Genomic DNA, 19270 nt, shown 5'->3' on the forward strand with positions numbered 1-19270 from the left:
AGGCGCTGCGTCAGAACAAGGTGAACTGGTCGCCGGCCGGCGACCGCTCGGTGAACTCCTCGATCGCCGAACCGCCGATCACCGAGTCGAGGCGGTGCAGGAACTCCGCACTGCCGAGCAGCGGTACGCCGTGTTCGCCGGCCTGGTACCCCTTGCCCTGCTCCGGGGCCGGGTCGTCACAGACCACCAGCGACGTGTGCCCGTCGACGGCCTCGGTGTACCCGAGCCCGGCGTGCAGCATGCGCTCGACGAGCTCCTCGTGGGTGTGACCGACCTCGGCCGCAAGCGCCACCCGCATGCCCTGCACCAGGGGTCTGCCGGCCACGAAACGTCCCGGGTTGGCGAACGGGCACGGCATCCGCGCCGCCAGCGCCTTGAGCGGCCGGAACTCGTCGTGGGTGACCCGGCCGTTGGGCCAGGTGCGGCGCGTGACCGGATGCACCGGGAGCCACTTACGGCGCTCCTGCGCGCGCACCAGCACGGGTTTGAGGATCTGCGCCAACACCATCGCGTCGTCGAGCGCGTCGTGCGGCTTCATCTGGGTCACGCCCCAGTGCGCGGCCAGCGTCTCCAGCCGGAGGTTGTCCAGGCCGAGGTCGAGGCGCCGGGCCAGCTCGACGGTGCACATGACCGTGTCCACCGGCAGCTCCGCGCGCACCATCTCGGCTTCGGCGGCCAGAAACGAGTAGTCGAACCCGACGTTGTGGGCGACGAGCGTGCGGCCGCGCAGCACTTCGCACAGGTCACCGACGACGTCACCGAACGTCGGTTGCCCGGCCAGCATCTCGGCGGTCAGCCCGTGCACATGCGTGGGACCGGGGTCCACCCCCGGATCGAGCAGGCTGTAGAGGCTCTTCTCGACGTTGCCGTCGTCACTGAGCGCGAGCGCCGCGACACTGACGATCCGCGCCTGGCCCGGCCGGAAACCCGAGGTCTCGACATCGACCACGGCCCAGCCGGCGCCCGCCTCGTCGGCGGGTCTGCCCCATCGACTTCCGGCGGTTGAACTCACCCTTCGAGAATGGCACGCGGCTCTGACAAGCCCCGCTCATCACCCCGCGTGTCGGCCGCTCTTCTAAACTGCCGGGAATGGTCATCACCCCACGCGGTCGTGTCGCGCTGGCCGCCGGAGCAGGCGCGCGCTGGGCGTCCCGCGTCACCGGACGCGGCGCCGGCGCGATGATCGGCGGGCTGGTCGCGATGACGCTGGACAAGTCGATCCTCGGCCAACTGGGCCGGGGCCGGCGCACGGTCGTCGTCACCGGCACGAACGGCAAGTCGACGACCACGCGGATGACCGCCGCCGCGTTGGGCACGGTCGGGCCGGTGGCCACCAACGCCGAGGGCGCCAACATGGACGCCGGCCTGGTCGCCGCACTGGCCGCCGCGCCCGACGCAGCGCTGGCCGCCCTCGAGGTCGACGAGATGCACGTCCCGCACGTCTTGGATGCAGTGCCGGCCGCGGTCACCATACTGCTCAACCTCTCGCGTGATCAGCTCGACCGGGTCGGTGAGATCAACCACATCGAGCGCACCCTGCGCGCCGGCCTGGCCCGGCATCCGTCGACGGTGGTCGTGGCCAACTGCGACGACGTGCTGATGACCTCGGCTGCCTACGACAGCCCGAACGTGGTGTGGGTGGCCGCAGGCGGTGGCTGGGCCAGCGACTCGGTCAGCTGTCCCCGCTCGGGCGAGGTCATCGTCCGCGACGGGGCGCATTGGCATTCGACCGGATGTGACTTCACGCGCCCGGACCCCGACTGGTGGTTCGACGATACGCACATCCACGGGCCCGACGGGCTGTCGCTGCCGATGGCGCTGACCCTGCCGGGCACCGTGAACCGCGGCAACGCAACCCAGGCCGTCGCCGCCGCCGTGACCCTCGGTGCGGATCCGGTGGCCGCGGTGTCCGCGGTGTCCGCGGTCGACGAGGTCGCGGGTCGCTACCGCACCGTGCAGGTCGGCGCGCACACCGCCCGGATCCTGCTCGCCAAGAATCCCGCCGGCTGGCAGGAGGCGCTGGCGATGGTGAACCGTGACGCGGCCGGGGTGGTGATCGCGGTCAACGGCCAGGTCCCCGACGGCGAGGACCTGTCATGGCTGTGGGACGTGCGCTTCGAGCATTTCGAGTCGGTGCCGGTGGTGGCCGCCGGCGAGCGCGGCACCGACCTCGCGGTGCGGCTCGGGTACGCGGGCGTCGAACACGCCCTGGTGCACGACACGCTGGCGGCGATCGCGTCGTGCCCGCCGGGTCACGTGGAAGTGCTGGCGAACTACACCGCGTTCCTGCAACTGAACAGGCGTCTGCCATGACCGAATCTGCGGTGCGGATCGGGCTGGTGCTGCCTGACGTCATGGGCACCTACGGCGACGGCGGCAACTCGGTGGTGCTGCGACAACGTCTGCGGCTGCGGGGCATCGACGCCGAGATCATCGAGATCACGCTCGACGATCCGGTGCCCGCGGAGCTGGACCTCTACACCCTCGGCGGCGCCGAAGACTACGCCCAACGGCTGGCGACCAAACACCTCGCCCGTTATCCCGGTCTGCAGCAGGCGATTTCACGGGGCGCTCCCGTGCTGGCGATCTGCGCGGCAATCCAGGTGCTGGGCCACTGGTACGAGACCTCGGCCGGGGAACGCGTCGACGGGGTCGGTGTGCTGGACGTGACGACGTCCCCGCAACCCGAGCGCACGATCGGCGAGGTGGCAGCGACACCGCTGATCGACGGGCTCACCGAGCCGCTGACCGGTTTCGAGAACCACAGGGGTGGAACAGTTCTGGGCCCGCAGGCCCGACCGCTGGCGAAGGTGACGAAGGGGGCGGGCAACCGGGCCGGGGGCGGTATCGACGGCGCAGTACAGGGCAGTATCGTCGCGACCTACCTGCACGGGTGCTGCCTGGCCCGGAATCCGGAACTCGCCGACTATCTTCTCGCCAAGGTGGTCGGGCCCCTTGCCCCGCTCGATCTGCCGGAGGTCCACCAGTTGCGCCGCGAGCGGCTGGCGGCACCGCGCCGGGTGTGATCCTGCAGGGCCACCGTCGGCTCCCCGCTCGAGTGAGGCAGGTGGCCACGGCTACGCCGCGAGCGTCCTGATGAACTTCTGCATCTCGGTGGCGGCCAACCGGCATCCCCTCTTCTGCAGTGCGGCCTCGGTTCTGGCGAGCCAGTGCGCCGGCCGGTCCTCGGCGATCACCCGGATGACGAGCCAGCCTCGCTCCTCGAGCATCCGCAGGCGCGCGATGTCCTTGACGTACTGCTCGCGGTTCTTGCGGTGGTGGTCACCGTCGTATTCCACCGCGACCTTGAACTGTCGCCAACCCAGGTCCAGGAATGCAACCGGCCGACTGTCCTCCAGGATGGGAATCTGCGTCTGCGGGCGCGGAAAACCGCAGTCCAGCAACCACAGTCGGATTCTGCTCTCCTTGGGTGAGGCGGCTCCGCCGTCGACGAGCGGCAACAGGTCACGCAGCTGGCCTACGCCGTGTGCGCGGGGGCGCCGGTCGGCGAGCCGGGCGACCTCGTCGATGGAGAAGGCTTGGTTCCACATCAAAGCGTCCAGCCGCGCCAACGCCTCGCTGCGGTCGAGCAGACGTCCGAGGTCGAAGGCCGTCCTGGTGCGTGAGGTGACCGGAAGACCGGAGCGCCGGACGATCTCATCGTCGGCGAGCATGTCCGTCCGGATGATCAGTCCGTCTTGGGTGCGACGCTTCACCCCGGTCACTTCGATCGGGATATCGGCATCGATCCACGGCGCTCCGTGCAGTGCGGCCGCCGCGAGCCCGGCAATCACTCCTTTGCGTCCAGTCGCCAACCACGCGCCGATGGCACGATCGCGCAACGAGACGTCGACTCCTTTAGGGACGAATACGCCGCGGTACAACGGCGTGTACCAGCGTGCGAGCTCGTGCCGGGTCACGACACCGGCTCGGACGGCCTCCCCGCCCAGAATGACTTCACCCATGTCAGGAATGGTGCCAATACCCACCGACAGATTCGGGCGACCACCTTACGTATCACGCTGTCCCGCCGATCCCGACACTCCCCCCGGTCACGCGAGCCACAGCTATCCACGTTTCTCAGCCGTCCACTCGCACTTCGGCTGCACAACGTCGAATCCTGTGACGAAAGTGGTTATGGGACTAGGCCACCCGACCCCGACACTCCCCCCGGTCACGCGAGCCACAGCTATCCACGTTTCTCAGCCGCCCACTCGCACTTCCGCTGCACAACGTCGAATCCTGTGACGAAAGTGGTTGGCAGCGACGGCGAGCCGCGAACTACGCCATCGCCCGGCGGCCTGCCAGCGCGCGCCCCAGCGTCAACTCGTCGGCGAACTCCAGATCCCCGCCCATCGGCAGGCCCGACGCGATCCGCGTGACCGTCAGCCCGGGGATGTCCCGCAGCATCCGCACCAGGTACGTCGCCGTCGCCTCGCCCTCGGTGTTGGGGTCGGTCGCGATGATGACCTCTGCGACCTCCACCCCGTCGACGCGCTCACCGATCCGGTTGAGTAGTTCGCGGATTCGCAGCTGGTCGGGTCCGACACCGGACAACGGGTCCAGCGCTCCGCCGAGCACGTGGTAGCGGCCACGGAATTCCCGGGTCCGCTCGACGGCCTGGACGTCTTTGGGCTCTTCGACGACACACACCAGCGACGCGTCCCGGCGCGGGTCGGAGCAGATGCGGCAGCGCTCGTCGTCGCTGACGTTGCCGCACACCGCGCAGAACGTCACGCCGTCGCGGACTCGGTTCAGGACAGCAGTCAACCGGTCGATGTCGGGCGGCTCGACCGAGAGCAGATGGAACGCGATCCGCTGGGCGCTCTTCGGTCCGATCCCGGGCAGCTTGCCGAGCTCGTCGATCAGATCCTGGACAGGTCCTTCGAACAAGTCACATACCCGGCAAACCGAGACCGCCCATGCCGCCTGCCAGCGGACCCAGCCGGTCATGGGCCAGCATGGTCACCTGCTTGGCGGCATCGGCGATGGCGCCGAGGACAAGGTCCTGCAACGTCTCCACATCGGACGGATCGACGACCTTGGGGTCGATCCGCACGGCCACCACCTCGCCGCTGCCGCGCATGGTGACCTGTACCAGCCCACCGCCGGCCTGTCCCTGCACCTCGGCGGCGGCCAGCGCCGCCTGCGCCTCCATCAGCTGCTGCTGGACCTGCTGAGCCTGAGCGAGAAGGGCTGACATATCGGGTTGGCCACCGGGCTGCATGACTGGTCCTCTTCGTACGTGTTCGGTAAGCAGATTGATCAAGTATCGGTCTCGACTTGGTTGCGCTCGTCCACAAGCGGCACTTCGGGCTTCCAGCGTAGTCGGCACGGGCGCTACCGTGTCGCCGTGCCCGTGCCAGCAATCCTGCGTGTCGGGGCCGCCGCGGTGGCCGCGATGCTCGTCGCCGCCCTGCCCGCCGGTCCCGCCCAAGCTGCGCCGACCAACCTTGCGGGCAAGATCGTCTTCCTCGACCCAGGCCACAACGGCTCCAACGACGCCTCGATCAGCAGGCAGGTGCCGACCGGTCGCGGCGGCACCAAGGACTGCCAGGCCAGCGGCACCTCCACCGAGGACGGCTTCCCCGAGCACACCTTCGCCTGGGACACCACGCTGCGCGTCCGCCAGGCCCTGCACGCGCTCGGGGTGCGCACCGCGATGTCCCGCGGCGACGACACCGGGCTGGGCCCGTGCGTCGACGAGCGCGCCGCGATGGCGAACTCGCTGACGCCCGACGCGGTGGTGTCGATCCACGCCGACGGCGGCCCGCCCACCGGCCGCGGGTTCCACGTGCTGTATTCGTCACCGCCGCTCAATGCCGCGCAGGCCGGCCCGTCGGTGCAGTTCGCCAGGGCGATGCGTGATCAGCTGGCCGGGTCCGGGATCCCGCCGGCCACCTACATCGGCCAGCAAGGCCTGAACCCGCGGTCCGACATCGCCGGACTCAACCTTGCGCAGTACCCGTCCATCCTGGTCGAGCTGGGCAACATGAAGAATCCGGTCGACTCCGGGCTGATGAAATCCCCGGAGGGACGGCAGCGCTACGCCGACGCCGTCGTGCGCGGCGTCGTGGCGTTCCTGGGCCAGTCCTAGCCCTGGACCCCTTCGACACCGACGGTCCCCTCCACCTCGCGCTTGAGGTTGCCGAGCACCTCGGCCTGGATCTTGCGGAGCCCGATCGGGGCGAACGTCTTCTCGAAGAAACCGCCGACTCCACCGGCGCCCTGCCACGACGTCTTCACGGTCACCGATGATCCCGGGCCCGCGGGGGCGACGGTCCAGTTGGTCACCATCGACGAGTTCGCGTCTTTTTCGATCACGGTGCGCCCCGCGACGTCAACGCTGGCCTTGACATCGCGGGAGCGCGACTTGGTGGCCTGCAGTTTCCACTCAGCGACGGTGCCCGCGCCCTGCCCGCCTTCGAGCACCCGGTAACCGCTGTAGTGCGCGGAGAGGATCTTCGGCCGCATGGCCTGGTAGTCGGCGACGGCTCCCAGTACCGTCGCGGGATCGGCGTCGATCAGGACCGTGCTGGTCGCGCTGACCTGTCCCATCAGAGCAATCTCCTTGTCAAGAGCGGGTCACGAAAGTCGAGTGCGGTCGCACAGGTGTCGACCTCGGACTAGCGTATATCTGTGCCTGTTGCCTCGACCGACGCACGGGCCGCTCACGCCGACGGCGTGCAGCGGTTGTTGGCCAGTTACCGGGACATTCCGGCCGACGCCACCGTCCGCCTCGCCAAACCCACGTCCAACCTGTTCCGCGCGCGGGCGCGCAACACCGGCAAGGGGCTGGACACTTCGGGACTCACAGGCGTCGTCGCGGTGGATCCGGACGCCGGCACCGCCGAGGTCGCCGGAATGTGCACCTATGAGGACCTGGTCGCCGCGACGCTGCCCTACGGGCTCTCCCCGCTGGTGGTGCCTCAGCTCAAGACCATCACGCTCGGCGGCGCGGTCACCGGGCTCGGCATCGAATCCGCGTCGTTCCGCAACGGTCTGCCGCACGAGTCCGTGCTCGAGATGGACGTCCTGACCGGCACCGGCGACATCCTGCGCGCCTCGCCCGACGAGAACCCCGAGCTGTTCCGGGCGTTCCCGAACTCCTATGGGACACTGGGTTATTCGGTGCGATTGACGATCGAACTGGAGCCGGTGAAGCCGTTCGTTACGTTGCGCCATCTGCGTTTTCATTCACTGCCGGCCCTGCTCGAGGCGATGGACCGCATCGTCGAGACCGGCGGCTGGAACGGCGAAGTCGTGGACTACCTCGACGGCGTGGTGTTCAGCACCGACGAGAGCTACCTGTGCCTCGGTCACCGCTCCGCGACACCGGGTCCGGTCAGCGACTACACCGGCCAGGACATCTACTACCGCTCCATCCAGCATGACGGTGCCGCCGACGGAGCCGAGAAGCACGACCGGCTGACCATCCATGACTACCTGTGGCGCTGGGACACCGACTGGTTCTGGTGCTCAAGGGCTTTCGGCGCGCAGAACCCCCGGATCCGGCGCTGGTGGCCACGGCGGTACCGGCGCAGCAGCTTTTACTGGAAGCTCATCGGCTACGACCAGCGCTACGACATCGCCGATCGCATCGAGAAACGCAACGGCAGGCCCCCGCGCGAGCGGGTGGTGCAGGACGTCGAGGTGCCGATCGAGCGGACCGTGGAGTTCCTGCAGTGGTTTCTCGACACCGTGCCGGTCGAGCCGATCTGGTTGTGCCCGTTGCGGCTCCGCGACAGCCGGGACTGGCCGCTGTACCCGATCCGGCCGAACCACACCTATGTGAACGTGGGGTTCTGGTCGTCGGTGCCGGTGGGCCCCGAAGAGGGCCACACCAACAGGATGATCGAACGCAAGGTCAGCGAGCTCGAGGGTCACAAATCGCTGTATTCGGACGCGTACTACTCGCCGGAAGAGTTTGATTCCCTCTACGGAGGGGAGATGTACAAAACAGTGAAGAAAACCTACGACCCAGACTCCCGTTTCCTCGATCTGTATGCGAAGGCGGTGCGGAGACAATGACCACTTTCCGGGAACGTACCCATGAACCGGCGGCGCCCGGGGATCACAAACTGACCCTGGCCGAGGTGCTGGCGATCTTCGCCGCGGGCCGGCGACCCCTGAAGTTCACCGCCTATGACGGCAGCAGCGTGGGTCCCGAAGATGCGACGCTCGGCCTGGATCTGCTGAGCCCGAGGGGAACCACCTACCTCGCCACCGCTCCCGGCGATCTCGGGCTGGCGCGCGCCTACGTCGCCGGAGATCTGCGGCTCAACGGTGTGCATCCGGGCGACCCTTATGAACTGCTCACCGCGCTGACCGATCGGCTCGAATACAAGCGGCCCCCCGCACGGGTGCTGGCCAACATCGTCAGGTCGATCGGGATCGAGCATCTCAAGCCGATCGCGCCGCCGCCCCAGGAGGCACTGCCGCGGTGGCGGCGTATCGCAGAGGGGTTGCGGCACAGCAAGACCCGTGACGCCGAAGCGATCCAGCACCACTACGACGTCTCGAACATTTTCTACGAGTGGGTGCTCGGGCCGTCGATGACCTACACCTGTGCGTGCTATCCGCACCCCGACGCCACCCTGGAGGAGGCGCAGGAGAACAAGTACCGGTTGGTGTTCGAGAAGCTGCGGCTCAAGCCGGGCGACCGGTTGCTCGACGTCGGCTGCGGCTGGGGCGGCATGGTGCGCTACGCGGCCCGGCACGGCGTCAGGGCGGTCGGGGTGACGTTGTCGAGGGAGCAGGCCCAGTGGGCCGCGGCCGCGATCGAGCGGGACGGCCTCGGTGACCTGGCCGAGGTCCGCCACGGTGACTATCGCGACGTGCGCGAGTCCCATTTCGACGCGGTGTCCTCGATCGGGCTCACCGAGCACATCGGCGTCGCCAATTACCCGTCGTACTTCCGGTTCCTGAAGTCCAAGCTGCGCCCCGGCGGCCTGCTGCTCAATCACTGCATCACCCGCAACAACAACCGCAGCCACGCCACGGCGGGCGGCTTCATCGACCGGTACGTGTTCCCCGACGGGGAGCTGACCGGCTCGGGCCGGATCATCACCGAGGTGCAGGACGTCGGCCTGGAGGTGGTGCACGAGGAGAATCTGCGCCACCACTACGCGATGACGCTGCGGGACTGGAGCCGCAACCTGGTGGAGCACTGGGACGACGCGGTGGCCGAGGTCGGTCTGCCCACCGCCAAGGTGTGGGGGCTGTATATCGCTGCCTCGCGGGTCGGGTTCGAGCAGAACGCCATTCAGCTGCACCAGGTGCTCGCGGTCAAGCTGGACGAACGGGGCGGCGACGGCGGATTGCCGTTACGGCCGTGGTGGAGCGCGTAGCGCGCCTGACCGCTAACCGTCGATGCGGCGGGCGCCGAGCTCGTTCTGCAGCAGTTCCAGCGCCGCCTCCTCCGGATCGCGGCGCGGGGCGGCCGGGTCGGAGTTGCCGGCCTCGGCCAGCATGCTCTCCTCGTCGTCCATGTCGGGCGGCGGCGGGGGCTCGGACGGGGCCCGCTGCTCCCGCGCGGGTGGCGCGGCGGCTGCGGCCGGGGCGCCGGTCTCACAGACCACCTTCCAATTCACCCCGAGCGCATCCTTGAGCGCCTCCCGGATCACGTCGGCGTTGCGCTGTTCGCACAGCCGTCTGGCCAGCGGCGCCGATTCGTGGCTCAGGATCAGGGTGTCACCTTCGACGGCACGCACGATCGCACCGGCGAGCATCACCTCGGTGGTGCGGCTGCGTTCACGCACCTTCTCCCGCACCGTGGTCCACATGCTGCGTACCGCGGCCGCGCCCGGTTCACCCGCGGCGACGGCCGCCGCCGGGGTGGTCGGCGGCGCCTGCACGGCCGGCGCGGCAGGCGGCCGCACCGGGGGCGGCACCGGAACGGGCTCGGGCGCAACGGCTTCAGGCTCCGGCCGGGGTGGCACCGGCGCCGCCGGCGGAGCGGGCGGCTCGGTGGGCGGCTGAGGGGGTGCCGGAGGAGCCGCGGAGGGGGCGGTCTCGCTCTTGCGGACGAACTGTTTGCGCGGCACAGCCGGCGCGGCGTCGATCTCGTCGCTGGCCGGAATCGACATGTCCAGCCGGGTCTCGATCCGCTCGACCCGCTGCAGCAGCGCGGCCTCGGTGTCGCTGGCAGACGGCAACAGCAGCCGCGCGCATGCCACCTCCAGCAGCAGCCGCGGCGCCGTGGCGCCGCGCATCTCGCCGAGCCCGGCGTGCATGACTTCGGCGTAGCGGGTCAGCGTGGCGGTGCCGAGCCGGGCGGCCTGATCGCGCATGCGCTCCAGCTCGTCCTCGGGGCCGTCGACCACGCCGCGGGCCACTGCGTCGGGCACGGCCTGCAGCACGATCAGGTCGCGGAATCGCTCGAGCAGATCGCTGGCGAAGCGGCGCGGATCGTGGCCGGCGTCGACGACACCCTCGACCGCGCCGAACAGCGCGGCGGCGTCACCGGCCGCCAGCGCGTCGATGGCGTCGTCGATCAGCGCGACGTCGGTGGCGCCGAGCAGGGCCAGCGCGCGCTGGTAGGCGACGTGATTACCGTCGGCGCCGGCCAGCAGCTGATCCAGCACGCTCAGGGTGTCGCGGGGGGAACCGCCGCCGGCGCGGATGACCAGCGGATACACCGCATCGTCGACCTGCACGCTCTCGGAGGCGACGATCTTCTCGATCAGCGTGCGCATGGTGCGCGGCGCCAGCAGCCGGAACGGATAGTGGTGGGTGCGCGACCGGATGGTCGGCAGCACCTTCTCGGGCTCGGTGGTGGCGAACACGAAGATCAGGTGCTCGGGTGGCTCCTCGACGATCTTGAGCAGCGCGTTGAAGCCGGCCGTGGTGACCATGTGCGCCTCGTCGACGATGAAGATGCGGTAGCGCGACTGGGCGGGGGCGTAGAACGCGCGGTCGCGGAGCTCCCTGGTGTCGTCGACGCCGCCGTGGCTGGCCGCGTCGAGTTCGGTGACGTCCATGTTGCCCGGCCCGTTGGGGGCGAGCGCCACGCACGAGTCGCACACTCCGCACGGTGTGGCTGTCGGCCCCTCGGCGCAGTTGAGGGAGCGGGCGAGGATGCGCGCCGACGAGGTCTTGCCGCAGCCGCGCGGACCCGAGAACAGATAGGCGTGGTTGATGCGGCCGGAGTTGAGCGCCGTCGACAGCGGCTCGGTGACGTGTTCCTGGCCGACGACCTCTGCAAACGTCGCCGGTCGGTACTTGCGGTAGAGAGCCACGGAAGCAGGCTACCGACCCGGTCCGACTACTTCTCGGGGGGCAGCGCCAGCAGCTGCTCGGTCGCAGACAGCAGCGCGCACGTGGCCAGCCCGTCGATGGCCTCGCGCAGGTCCGACAGCGCGGGGAACGTCGGTGCGATGCGGATGTTCTTGTCGTCCGGGTCTTTTCGGTACGGGAAAGACGCACCCGCCTCGGTGACCGCGATGCCCGCGTCCTTGGCCAGCGCGACCGTGCGTTTGGCGGTGCCGGGCAGCACGTCGAGGCTGATGAAGTAGCCGCCCTTCGGCTCGGTCCAGGACGCGATCTTGGAGTCGCCGAACCGGTCCGCAAGGATCTCCAGCGCGAGCGCGAACTTCGGTGCGAGCAGCTCACGGTGGCGCCGCATGTGCGACCGGACCCCGTCGGCGTCGCCGAAGAACCGGGCGTGCCGCAACTGGTTCACCTTGTCGGGGCCGATCGACTTCTTGCCGGCGTGCTTCAGATACCAGGCGATGGTGTCCGACGAGCCCCCGAAAAAGCTGACACCCGCGCCGGCGAAGGTGATCTTCGACGTCGACGCGAACACCAGCGGGCGGTCGGGGTGGCCGGCAGCCGCGGCCAGTCCGAGGATGTCCACCGGGTCGACGAAGTCGTCGGTGAGAGTGTGCACGGCGTAGGCGTTGTCCCACATCAAGCGGAAATCCGTTGCCGCCGTTTTCATCTGGACGAGCCGGCGGACCGCGTCGTCGGAGTAGGTGGTGCCGGTGGGGTTCGAGTAGACCGGCACGGACCACATGCCCTTGATCGCCGGGTCCGCGGCGACGAGCTCCTCGACCATGTCGAGGTCGGGGCCGTCCTCGCGCAGCGGCACCGTGATCATCTCGATGCCGAGGCTCTCGGTGATCGCGAAGTGGCGGTCGTAGCCAGGGGCCGGGCACAGGAACTTCACGCCGGCACCGCCACGCAGCTCGTCGATCCACGGCAGGGGCGAGTCGACGCCGCCGTGCAGCAGTGAGAAGACCACCGCGTCGTGCATGAACTCCAGGCTGGCGTTGTTGCCCGCGATCAGGTTGGGCACCGGGATTCCGAGCAGCTCGCCGAAGATCGCGCGCAGCTCGGGCAGCCCGTGCAGGCCTCCGTAGTTTCGGCTGTCGGTGCCCTCCCGGTCCAGGTATGCGCCGCGGTCATTCCCCGGCAGCCCCAGCAGCCCGTTCGACAGGTCGAGTTGGTCCGGGGAGGGCTTCCCGCGGGTCAGGTCGAGGCGGAGATTCTTGGCCTGCAGGTCCGCGTAGTTGCGCTGCTGCAGTTCGTGCTGTGCACGCAGGTCGTCGCGGCCCAGCGAATGAAACGACACCGCTCGCCTTTCACCGTCTTGCGGATGAACGTAAGGGGACCCCGCGCACCCGCCAGAGCCCGTTGACCCTTGCTGCCTTCCGGCCCTGGGGGAGTTCACAGGATGGACGCCGCGCGGGGTCCACGGCGAGTGTAGTACGCCGGGTTCGTGCCGCGCCTACGAGGAGCTCGCGGGCGGATTTGTGAGACCGGCGAGCGGGTCGGTTACCATTGCCGACGGAGGATTCGCCTAGTGGCCTATGGCGCTCGCCTGGAACGCGGGTTGGGTTAATAGCCCTCGCGGGTTCAAATCCCGCATCCTCCGCACTCGCCCGAGGTGCGACCGGCTGTCGACTCGCCGGTCGCACCTCGGGCAACACGATCGAGGAGGAGTATGGGCCGCACCGTCGCGGTGATCTGGCACACGTCGTTCTCCATCGCTGCCGGGGTCCTTTACTTCTTCTTCGTCCTGCCCCGCATGCCCGAGCTGCTGGGCGACACTTCGCACACGCTGGGCACGGTGCTGCGCATCGTGGTCGGAGCGCTGATCGGGCTGGCGGCGCTGCCCGTGGTGTTCACGCTGCTGCGCACCCGTCGGCCCGAGTTCGGCACACCGCAGCTGGCGCTGAACCTGCGGACCACGTCGATCGCGCTGCACGTGCTGGCCGCGGCGCTGATCATCGGGGTCGCGGTCACCGAGATCTGGGTGTCGCTCGACTCGGCCGGCCAGTGGTTCTTCGGTATCTACGGTGCGGCCGCCGCGCTCGCTCTGCTGGGTGTGCTCGCGTTCTACCTGGCGTTCGCCGCCGAGCTTCCCCCTCCGCCGCCGAAGCCGCTCAAGGCCAAGGAGCGCAAGAGCCGCCGCGGCAAGGACACTGTCGCCGACACCGGCGACGAATCCGCGGCTGAGACGGTCGAGACCAGCGACGAATCCGAGGCCGAGACGGTCGAGGCCCAGGAGGAGTCCGAGGACGAAGACCTGGCCGAACCTGCTTCCGAATCGGCCTCGGAGGCTGGGGACGAGTCCGACGGCAAACTGCGGAATCGCCGACCGACCGGCAAGGCAACGGTGCCCGGTCGGCGCAAACGTACCCGCGGCGGCGTCGCCGTCGAGGACTGAGAAAACCGGCCCACGTCGACAGCAGCCGGCGTCGCCGCCACTATTGATGGGTATGGGCCTGATTCGCCGACACCGGACACTGATGATCGCGCTGGCTGCGATCCTGGCTCTCGCGGCTCCGGTGACCCCCGCCGTCGCCGCGCCCGGTGATCCGGTCGCCGCGGCGGCCCAAGTCGAACCGTCCGTGGTACGCATCGACACCGAGGTCGACTATCAGGGTGTCATCGGCCTCGGTACGGGCGTCGTGCTCGACCCGGGCGGGCAGGTGCTGACGAACTTCCACGTCGTGCAGGGCGCCGACCGCATCACCGGCACCGTCGGGGGACGCGCCTACCCCGCCCAGATCGTCGGATACGACCGGGGACGCGACATCGCCGTGCTGCAACTGCTCGGCGCCGCCGGGCTGCCGGCGGCGCCCATCGGGGACGCCTACGTGCTGGCCCCTGGTCAGCCCGTCATCGCGCTCGGCAACGCGATGGGCACCGACGCGCCGCTGACCCGCGAGGTCGGCACCCTGACCGCATTCGGCCGCACCGTGCAGGCCGAGGACACGCTCACCGGTACCAAGGACGAGCTGACCGGGCTGTTCGAGTTCGCCGCGCCCGTGCGCGCCGGCGATTCCGGAGGCCCGGTGGTCGACGGCGCGGGCCGTGTCGTGGGCATCACGACTGCGGCGTCGGTGAACTTCCGCATGGGTCCCGGCGGCAAGGGCTTCGCGATCCCGATCAACGACGCCATGACCGTCGCACGCCAGATCCAGGCCGGGGTGCCGTCCGACACCGTGCACATCGGCCCGCCCGTCCTCCTCGGCGTCGGGGTCCGGACCGCTCCGCGGGACACGCCGGGCGTGCTGATCCAGGAAGTGATGAACGGCGGTCCGGCCCAGCTGGCCGGACTGATGCCCGGCGACGTCATCGTCGTGCTCGACGGCGTCCAGCTCGACTCGACCAACACCTTGACGTCCGTGCTGGATCGCCACTACGTGGGCGACGTGCTGGACCTGACGTGGATCGACCGGTCGGGCCAGACCCGCACCGGCAAGGCGGTCCTGACACCCGTCGTCTGATTTCGCCGAATCCCGGCCGGGGGCGGCTGGGCCGAACCTATGCTGAGCGAGTGCCCAACAATGTGTCGTATCGGGTCGTTCAGTGGACGACGGGAAACGTAGGAAAGTCCTCGGTGGCCGCGATCGCCGGCAATCCCAATCTCGAACTGGTCGGCCTCTATGCATGGTCTGAGGACAAGGTCGGCCGTGACGCGGGCGAGCTGGCGGGCATCGAGCCGCTGGGCATCGCCGCCACCAACGACGTCGACGCGCTGCTGGCGCTGAAACCGGACGTCGTGGTCTACAACCCGATGTGGATCGACGTCGACGAGCTGGTGCAGATCCTCGAAGCCGGAATCAACGTCGTGGCCTCCGCGTCATTCATCACCGGGCGCAACCTCGGCGCCGACCGGGACCGGCTGGCCAACGCCTGCCAGCGCGGCGGGTCGACACTGTTCGGGTCCGGGGTCAGCCCCGGTTTCGCCGAACTGCTCGCCATCGTCGCCGGCACCGCGTGCGACCGCATCGACAAGGTCACGATCGCCGAGTCGGCCGACACCACGCTCTACGACTCCCCCGACACCGAGCGGCCCGTCGGTTTCGGCACCGCGATCGACGACCCGGATCTGCAACCGATGGCCTCCAAGGGCACGGCCGTGTTCGCCGAAGCGGTGCAGTTGGTCGCCGACGCGCTCGGCATCGAGCTCGACGAGATCACGTGCGTGCCGGAGTACGCGCAGACCACCGAGGACCTCGTGATGGCGTCGTGGACGATCCCCGCCGGTCATGTGGCCGGCGTGTATGCCAGCTGGCAGGGCATCTACCAGGGACGGACCGTCATCGACATCAACGTCCGCTGGAAGAAAGGCCAGACCCTCGAACCGGACTGGCAGCTCGACGGCGACGGCTGGAAGATCACGATCGAGGGCCGGCCCACGGTCAACATGGCGGTCGGCTTCCTGCCCCCGCCGGACATGATCGAGAACGCCAAGACCATCGAGGACTTCTTCGTGCTCGGCCACATCATGACCGCGATGCCGCCGATCCACGCGATCCCGGCCGTCGTCGCGGCAGCGCCGGGCATCGCGACCTATAACGATCTGCCACTGCCGATGCCGCGCGGGGTGGTTCCGGCCGGGGCCTGACTCAGCGGCCGGGCGTCAACTGATGTCGCGCAGGGTCCTGACGACGATCTCGACAACTTTGTGCGGTTGTTTCTCCAGGTAGAAATGACCGCCGGCGAACGTGTGCACCTGGCCGCCGCCGGTGGTGTGCTGGTGCCACGCGCGGGCGTCAGCCTCGCTGGTCTTCGGGTCGTCGGTCGCGGTCATCACCACCACCGGTGCGTGGATCCCGACGTCGGGGCTGCGGTGGTAGTCCTGCAGCGCGCGGTAGTCGTTGCGGAACGCGGGTAGGAACGTGTCCAGCAGCTCGGGGTTGGCCAGGACGCGCGGATCTGTGCCGCCGAGTTCGCGCATCACGCCGACGAGGTCGGTGTCGGTCTTGGCCTGGCGTTCGTCGCCGTAACGGCTCGGCGCCCGCGACCCGGACGCGAACACCGTCACCACCTGCCGGTTTCCCGCTGCCTCACAGCGCCGCGCCACCTCGAAGGCGAGCACCGCGCCCATGCTGTGCCCGAAGAACGCCAGCGGCGCGTCGGGCACCGCGCTGAGCGCGGCATAGGCCTGGTCGGCGAGGTCGTCGATGGTCTCGATGAAGGGCTCGCTGTACCGGTCCTGACGGCCGGGGTACTGCACGCCGTAGACGTCGAATTCAGGCGACAGCGCCGACGACATCGGAAAGTAGTAGCTCGCCGAACCGCCGGCGTGCGGGAAGCACACCAGGCGGATTCGAGCCGTCGGCGACGGATGGAAGTTGCGCATCCAGCGGCTGCGCGGAAGCGGTGGGGTCATGGCGCAGGCACCGGCTCGCCGGCGGCGGGGGCCGGTGGCGGTTCGGGGGCGGCCGGCGGCACCTCGAAGACCCGCACCACCCGCGCCGACAGCTGTGCGCCCGGCGGACCCTCGACGACGACGTCTTTGAGGATCTGGGCCTGGTCGCCGGACACGGTGAACTGGCCGGGCTGCGGTTGGTGCCCGCCCAGCACCTCGTACTCCACTGTGAACGGGGATTCCGGGAATGGATGCAGCCCAACGTATTTGGGGTCGATCGTGTATGTATACGTACAGGGCCCGGCCGGATCGCAGTTCTGCGCGGTCACCACGACGCCGATCAGGAACTCCTTGTCGGTGGGTACCGACGGCGGCGGCGGGGTCGGGGGCCTGCGCTCCGGGGCGGCGACTTCCTGCTGGGAACCGCGGCTGCCGAAGATCATCATCGTCGCCACGCCGATACCGCTGACGAGTAGCCCGACGATCGCCAGTGCGGCGAGCAACTTCCGGAGGGTGGCGATCGGCATGCACAGCAGGGTATCGGGCCGGACTAGTCACCGACGCGGTTGCCGTCTTCATCCCAGTGCGCGGCGACCTTCTTGCTGGGCTGCACCCGCGGCGGTTCGCCCGGCATCTTCGGGTAGCTCGGCGGGTACGGCAGGTCTCCGAGACCGCGGTCCTCGTCGGCCTTCACCATGTCCAGCAGCGTGTCGATCGACTGTGCCTTCTTGTCGATGTCGGCCCACGGGTCGGGCCGGCCGGCGACGAAGTCCGGCACCGTCAGGATCGTGTAGTCGTCGGGTTCGGCGTCGCGTAGTTCGTCCCACGTCAGTGGCGTGGACACTGTCGCGATCGGGGTCCGGCGAGCCGAGTACGCCGACGCGAATGTGCGGTCGCGGGCGTTCTGGTTGTAGTCGATGAAGAGCCGCTCGCCCCGCTCCTCCTTCCACCAGGACGTCGTCACCGCATCGGGGGCGCGACGTTCGACCTCCCGCGCCAGCGCGATACCGGCACGACGGACCGCGATGAAATCCCAGTCGGTTTTGATCCGGAGAAAGACGTGCACGCCGCGGCCGCCGGAGGTCTTGGGGTACCCGACCAGGCCGAGTTCATCGAGAAGCGGCTTGAGAACGTCCACGGCCACCGCTCGGGCCTCTTTGAAACCGGTGCCGGGTTGGGGATCCAGGTCGATGCGCAGCTCGTCGGGATGTTCGGTGTCCGGGCAGCGCACCTGCCACGGGTGCAGCGTGACCGTTCCCATCTGCGCCGCCCACGCGATCGCCGCGGGGTGGGTGATCTTCAGCGCGTCGGCGGTGCGGCCGGACGGAAAAGTGACGGTGCAGGTTTCGAGGTAGTCCGGGTGCTTCTGTGGCACACGTTTCTGATAGATCTCCTCGCCGTCGATACCGTCGGGGAACCGCTGCAGATGCACAGGCCGGTCTCGCAGCAGTGCGACCATCCGGTCGGCCACCGACAGGTAGTAGTCGACGAGCTTGCCCTTGGTGCCGTCCTTGCCGAGCTTCGGGAAGTACGGCTTGTCCGGGTTGGTCAGTCGGACCTTGATCCCGTCGACGTCGATTTCGGTTGCGGCGCTTGCCATTAGGACTTCTCCAGCACGTCGTAGAGGTCGTAGTTCAGCGGAACGTCGAGCTGGTCGAAGGTGCAACTGGCGGGGTCCCGGTCGGGCCGCCAGCGGAGGAACTTCACCGCGTGCCGGAAGCGCCGGCCGCTGTCGGTGTGGCCTTCCATCTGGTCGTAGGCGACTTCGCATACCCGCTCGGGGCGTACCGGGATCCAGCGTTTGTCGGCGGCCGAATTCCACCGGCTCGGTTCGCCGTCACGCGTGTCGTCGCCGATGCGCAGGGGTTCGAGGTCGGCCAGCAGCGTCAACCGTGCCTTGGCGGTGAACGACGCGGCGCCACCGACCATCTGCAGTTCGCCGTCGTCGCGGTATAGGCCGAGGAGAATCGAGCCGATGCCTTCGCCGCTCTTGTGGATCCGGTAGCCGATGGCCACGCAGTCGGCGTCGCGGTGGTGTTTGACCTTCACCATCTCCCGCTTGCCGGGCAGATATGGTCCGTCGAGACGCTTGGCGATGACCCCGTCCAGGCCGGCGCCCTCGAATTCGTCCAACCATTGCGTGCCGAGAGCGGGGTCCTCGGTGGTGCGCGTGACGTGACACCACTGTTTCTCGTTGACTGCTTCGAGGAGGGCTTCGCGACGGGTGCGGAACGGCTCCTTCATCAGCGAGGTATCCCCGAGGGCCAACGCATCGAAGCCGATGAAGTGCGCCGGTGTCTGCTCGGACAGCATCTTGATTCGGCTGGCGGCGGGATGGATGCGCTGGCTCAGGGACTCCCAGTCCAACCTGATGCGTCCGGCGATCTCCCGGGGCACGACGATTTCACCGTCGAGAACGCAGCGGGGTGCGAGCTCGTCGCGCACCGCGTCGAGCACTTCGGGGAAGTAGCGGGCCAGATCCTTGCCGCTACGCGACAGCAGCACGAGGCTGTCGCCGTCGCGGAACACCAGCGCGCGTCTAGTTGACTGAACTTCGGCGAGCCTTCCGATGGAGTGGCTGCGGCGGGCGGAGGATCCGGCTATGGGCGAGGTGGGTCGGGTGGAGTCTGCGCCGAGCGAGTTGCCGTGGCGGGTGATCTT

General features: G+C 68.9%; 19 protein-coding genes, 1 tRNA gene and 1 other RNA gene. 9 read left to right on the top strand and 12 right to left on the bottom strand.

Annotation, left to right across the window (positions count from 1 at the left end; translation table 11 throughout):
- Positions 1 to 10 precede the first annotated feature (10 nt).
- The gene (locus ACTWP6_RS07460; protein ID WP_260755710.1) at positions 11 to 1012 is read right to left on the bottom strand and encodes a DEDDh family exonuclease; all 1002 of its coding nucleotides are present in this window, start codon (positions 1010 to 1012) and stop codon (positions 11 to 13) included.
- A 77-nt stretch (positions 1013 to 1089) separates the two neighbouring features.
- Between ACTWP6_RS07460 and ACTWP6_RS07465 the strand changes: the two genes are divergently transcribed.
- Both ACTWP6_RS07465 and ACTWP6_RS07470 read left to right on the top strand, forming a co-directional pair.
- Complete coding sequence (locus tag ACTWP6_RS07465; RefSeq protein WP_260755711.1) at positions 1090 to 2313, top strand: Mur ligase family protein; 1224 nt, start codon at positions 1090 to 1092, stop codon at positions 2311 to 2313.
- Positions 2310 to 3026, top strand: coding sequence for a type 1 glutamine amidotransferase (locus ACTWP6_RS07470; protein WP_260755712.1), 717 nt, complete (start codon positions 2310 to 2312; stop codon positions 3024 to 3026). The genes ACTWP6_RS07465 and ACTWP6_RS07470 overlap by 4 nt, the downstream gene beginning before the upstream one ends.
- A 51-nt stretch (positions 3027 to 3077) precedes the next feature.
- Here ACTWP6_RS07470 and ACTWP6_RS07475 read toward each other — a convergent pair whose 3' ends face one another.
- The 3 genes from ACTWP6_RS07475 to ACTWP6_RS07485 all read right to left on the bottom strand — a co-directional run bounded on the left by ACTWP6_RS07475 (position 3078) and on the right by ACTWP6_RS07485 (position 5227).
- Positions 3078 to 3965, bottom strand: a complete 888-nt coding sequence (locus ACTWP6_RS07475) for a DUF559 domain-containing protein (protein ID WP_260755713.1) — start codon at positions 3963 to 3965, stop codon at positions 3078 to 3080.
- Between the two features lie 316 nt (positions 3966 to 4281).
- Positions 4282 to 4893: a recombination mediator RecR gene (gene recR, locus ACTWP6_RS07480; protein ID WP_443187264.1), complete on the bottom strand. Its 612-nt coding sequence runs from the start codon at positions 4891 to 4893 to the stop codon at positions 4282 to 4284.
- A 1-nt stretch (position 4894) separates the two neighbouring features.
- On the bottom strand, positions 4895 to 5227 hold the full coding sequence (locus ACTWP6_RS07485) for a YbaB/EbfC family nucleoid-associated protein (protein WP_260755714.1): 333 nt from the start codon (positions 5225 to 5227) through the stop codon (positions 4895 to 4897).
- Positions 5228 to 5359: 132 nt separating this feature from the next.
- Here ACTWP6_RS07485 and ACTWP6_RS07490 point away from each other — a divergent pair, with 132 nt between their 5' ends.
- The gene (locus tag ACTWP6_RS07490) at positions 5360 to 6097 is read left to right on the top strand and encodes an Rv3717 family N-acetylmuramoyl-L-alanine amidase (RefSeq protein ID WP_260757844.1); all 738 of its coding nucleotides are present in this window, start codon (positions 5360 to 5362) and stop codon (positions 6095 to 6097) included.
- Here the strand turns inward: ACTWP6_RS07490 and ACTWP6_RS07495 are convergent.
- Entirely contained in the window at positions 6094 to 6558 is a 465-nt protein-coding gene (locus ACTWP6_RS07495) for an SRPBCC family protein (protein ID WP_260755715.1), read from the bottom strand. The genes ACTWP6_RS07490 and ACTWP6_RS07495 overlap by 4 nt on opposite strands.
- A gap of 81 nt (positions 6559 to 6639) precedes the next feature.
- Between ACTWP6_RS07495 and ACTWP6_RS07500 the strand changes: the two genes are divergently transcribed.
- Together ACTWP6_RS07500 and ACTWP6_RS07505 are read left to right on the top strand one after the other, a co-directional pair.
- Positions 6640 to 8031: an FAD-binding oxidoreductase gene (locus ACTWP6_RS07500; protein WP_443187254.1), complete on the top strand. Its 1392-nt coding sequence runs from the start codon at positions 6640 to 6642 to the stop codon at positions 8029 to 8031.
- Positions 8028 to 9350 carry a class I SAM-dependent methyltransferase gene (locus ACTWP6_RS07505; protein ID WP_260755717.1) on the top strand — a complete coding sequence of 441 codons (1323 nt, stop codon included), beginning with the start codon at positions 8028 to 8030 and terminating at the stop codon, positions 9348 to 9350. Before ACTWP6_RS07500 ends, ACTWP6_RS07505 begins: the two co-directional genes overlap by 4 nt.
- A 12-nt stretch (positions 9351 to 9362) precedes the next feature.
- Here ACTWP6_RS07505 and ACTWP6_RS07510 read toward each other — a convergent pair whose 3' ends face one another.
- The 3 genes from ACTWP6_RS07510 to ffs all read right to left on the bottom strand — a co-directional run bounded on the left by ACTWP6_RS07510 (position 9363) and on the right by ffs (position 12699).
- Positions 9363 to 11240, bottom strand: a complete 1878-nt coding sequence (locus ACTWP6_RS07510) for a DNA polymerase III subunits gamma/tau (protein ID WP_443187255.1) — start codon at positions 11238 to 11240, stop codon at positions 9363 to 9365.
- A 26-nt stretch (positions 11241 to 11266) separates the two neighbouring features.
- Positions 11267 to 12574: an aminotransferase class I/II-fold pyridoxal phosphate-dependent enzyme gene (locus tag ACTWP6_RS07515; RefSeq protein WP_260755719.1), complete on the bottom strand. Its 1308-nt coding sequence runs from the start codon at positions 12572 to 12574 to the stop codon at positions 11267 to 11269.
- Between the two features lie 30 nt (positions 12575 to 12604).
- An RNA gene (gene ffs / locus ACTWP6_RS07520) (signal recognition particle sRNA small type) lies at positions 12605 to 12699 on the bottom strand.
- 92 nt (positions 12700 to 12791) lie between these two features.
- On the opposite strand from ffs, the gene ACTWP6_RS07525 reads away from it, so the two are divergent.
- The 4 genes from ACTWP6_RS07525 (at position 12792) to ACTWP6_RS07540 (ending at position 15862) form a co-directional block, all read left to right on the top strand.
- A tRNA-Ser gene (locus ACTWP6_RS07525) sits at positions 12792 to 12877 on the top strand.
- 69 nt (positions 12878 to 12946) lie between these two features.
- Positions 12947 to 13672, top strand: a complete 726-nt coding sequence (locus tag ACTWP6_RS07530; RefSeq protein ID WP_260755720.1) for a hypothetical protein — start codon at positions 12947 to 12949, stop codon at positions 13670 to 13672.
- A gap of 46 nt (positions 13673 to 13718) precedes the next feature.
- Entirely contained in the window at positions 13719 to 14738 is a 1020-nt protein-coding gene (locus ACTWP6_RS07535; RefSeq protein ID WP_443187256.1) for a S1C family serine protease, read from the top strand.
- 50 nt (positions 14739 to 14788) lie between these two features.
- Complete coding sequence (locus ACTWP6_RS07540; protein WP_443187257.1) at positions 14789 to 15862, top strand: NAD(P)H-dependent amine dehydrogenase family protein; 1074 nt, start codon at positions 14789 to 14791, stop codon at positions 15860 to 15862.
- A 15-nt stretch (positions 15863 to 15877) separates the two neighbouring features.
- Here ACTWP6_RS07540 and ACTWP6_RS07545 read toward each other — a convergent pair whose 3' ends face one another.
- The 4 genes from ACTWP6_RS07545 to ACTWP6_RS07560 are packed head-to-tail and all read right to left on the bottom strand — an operon-like array spanning position 15878 to position 19267.
- Entirely contained in the window at positions 15878 to 16630 is a 753-nt protein-coding gene (locus tag ACTWP6_RS07545; RefSeq protein ID WP_260755724.1) for a thioesterase II family protein, read from the bottom strand.
- Positions 16627 to 17136 carry a hypothetical protein gene (locus ACTWP6_RS07550; protein ID WP_260755725.1) on the bottom strand — a complete coding sequence of 170 codons (510 nt, stop codon included), beginning with the start codon at positions 17134 to 17136 and terminating at the stop codon, positions 16627 to 16629. Before ACTWP6_RS07550 ends, ACTWP6_RS07545 begins: the two co-directional genes overlap by 4 nt.
- A 23-nt stretch (positions 17137 to 17159) precedes the next feature.
- Positions 17160 to 18209: a non-homologous end-joining DNA ligase gene (ligD, locus tag ACTWP6_RS07555; RefSeq protein WP_443187258.1), complete on the bottom strand. Its 1050-nt coding sequence runs from the start codon at positions 18207 to 18209 to the stop codon at positions 17160 to 17162.
- Positions 18209 to 19267: an ATP-dependent DNA ligase gene (locus ACTWP6_RS07560; RefSeq protein ID WP_443187265.1), complete on the bottom strand. Its 1059-nt coding sequence runs from the start codon at positions 19265 to 19267 to the stop codon at positions 18209 to 18211. Before ACTWP6_RS07560 ends, ligD begins: the two co-directional genes overlap by 1 nt.
- Between the last annotated feature and the right edge of the window lie 3 nt (positions 19268 to 19270).

Origin of the sequence: Mycobacterium sp. 4D054, assembly GCF_052245755.1 — a bacterium.
GTDB lineage: Bacteria > Actinomycetota > Actinomycetes > Mycobacteriales > Mycobacteriaceae > Mycobacterium.

Coding starts and splice junctions, on each gene's coding strand:
- ACTWP6_RS07465 (WP_260755711.1), top strand. CDS start 1,090: ATGGTCATCACCCCACGCGGTCGTGTCGCGCTGGCCGCCGGAGCAGGC.
- ACTWP6_RS07470 (WP_260755712.1), top strand. CDS start 2,310: ATGACCGAATCTGCGGTGCGGATCGGGCTGGTGCTGCCTGACGTCATG.
- ACTWP6_RS07475 (WP_260755713.1), bottom strand. CDS start 3,965: ATGGGTGAAGTCATTCTGGGCGGGGAGGCCGTCCGAGCCGGTGTCGTG.
- ACTWP6_RS07485 (WP_260755714.1), bottom strand. CDS start 5,227: ATGCAGCCCGGTGGCCAACCCGATATGTCAGCCCTTCTCGCTCAGGCT.
- ACTWP6_RS07495 (WP_260755715.1), bottom strand. CDS start 6,558: ATGGGACAGGTCAGCGCGACCAGCACGGTCCTGATCGACGCCGATCCC.
- ACTWP6_RS07505 (WP_260755717.1), top strand. CDS start 8,028: ATGACCACTTTCCGGGAACGTACCCATGAACCGGCGGCGCCCGGGGAT.
- ACTWP6_RS07530 (WP_260755720.1), top strand. CDS start 12,947: ATGGGCCGCACCGTCGCGGTGATCTGGCACACGTCGTTCTCCATCGCT.
- ACTWP6_RS07535 (WP_443187256.1), top strand. CDS start 13,719: ATGGGTATGGGCCTGATTCGCCGACACCGGACACTGATGATCGCGCTG.
- ACTWP6_RS07545 (WP_260755724.1), bottom strand. CDS start 16,630: ATGACCCCACCGCTTCCGCGCAGCCGCTGGATGCGCAACTTCCATCCG.
- ACTWP6_RS07550 (WP_260755725.1), bottom strand. CDS start 17,136: ATGCCGATCGCCACCCTCCGGAAGTTGCTCGCCGCACTGGCGATCGTC.
- ligD (WP_443187258.1), bottom strand. CDS start 18,209: ATGGCAAGCGCCGCAACCGAAATCGACGTCGACGGGATCAAGGTCCGA.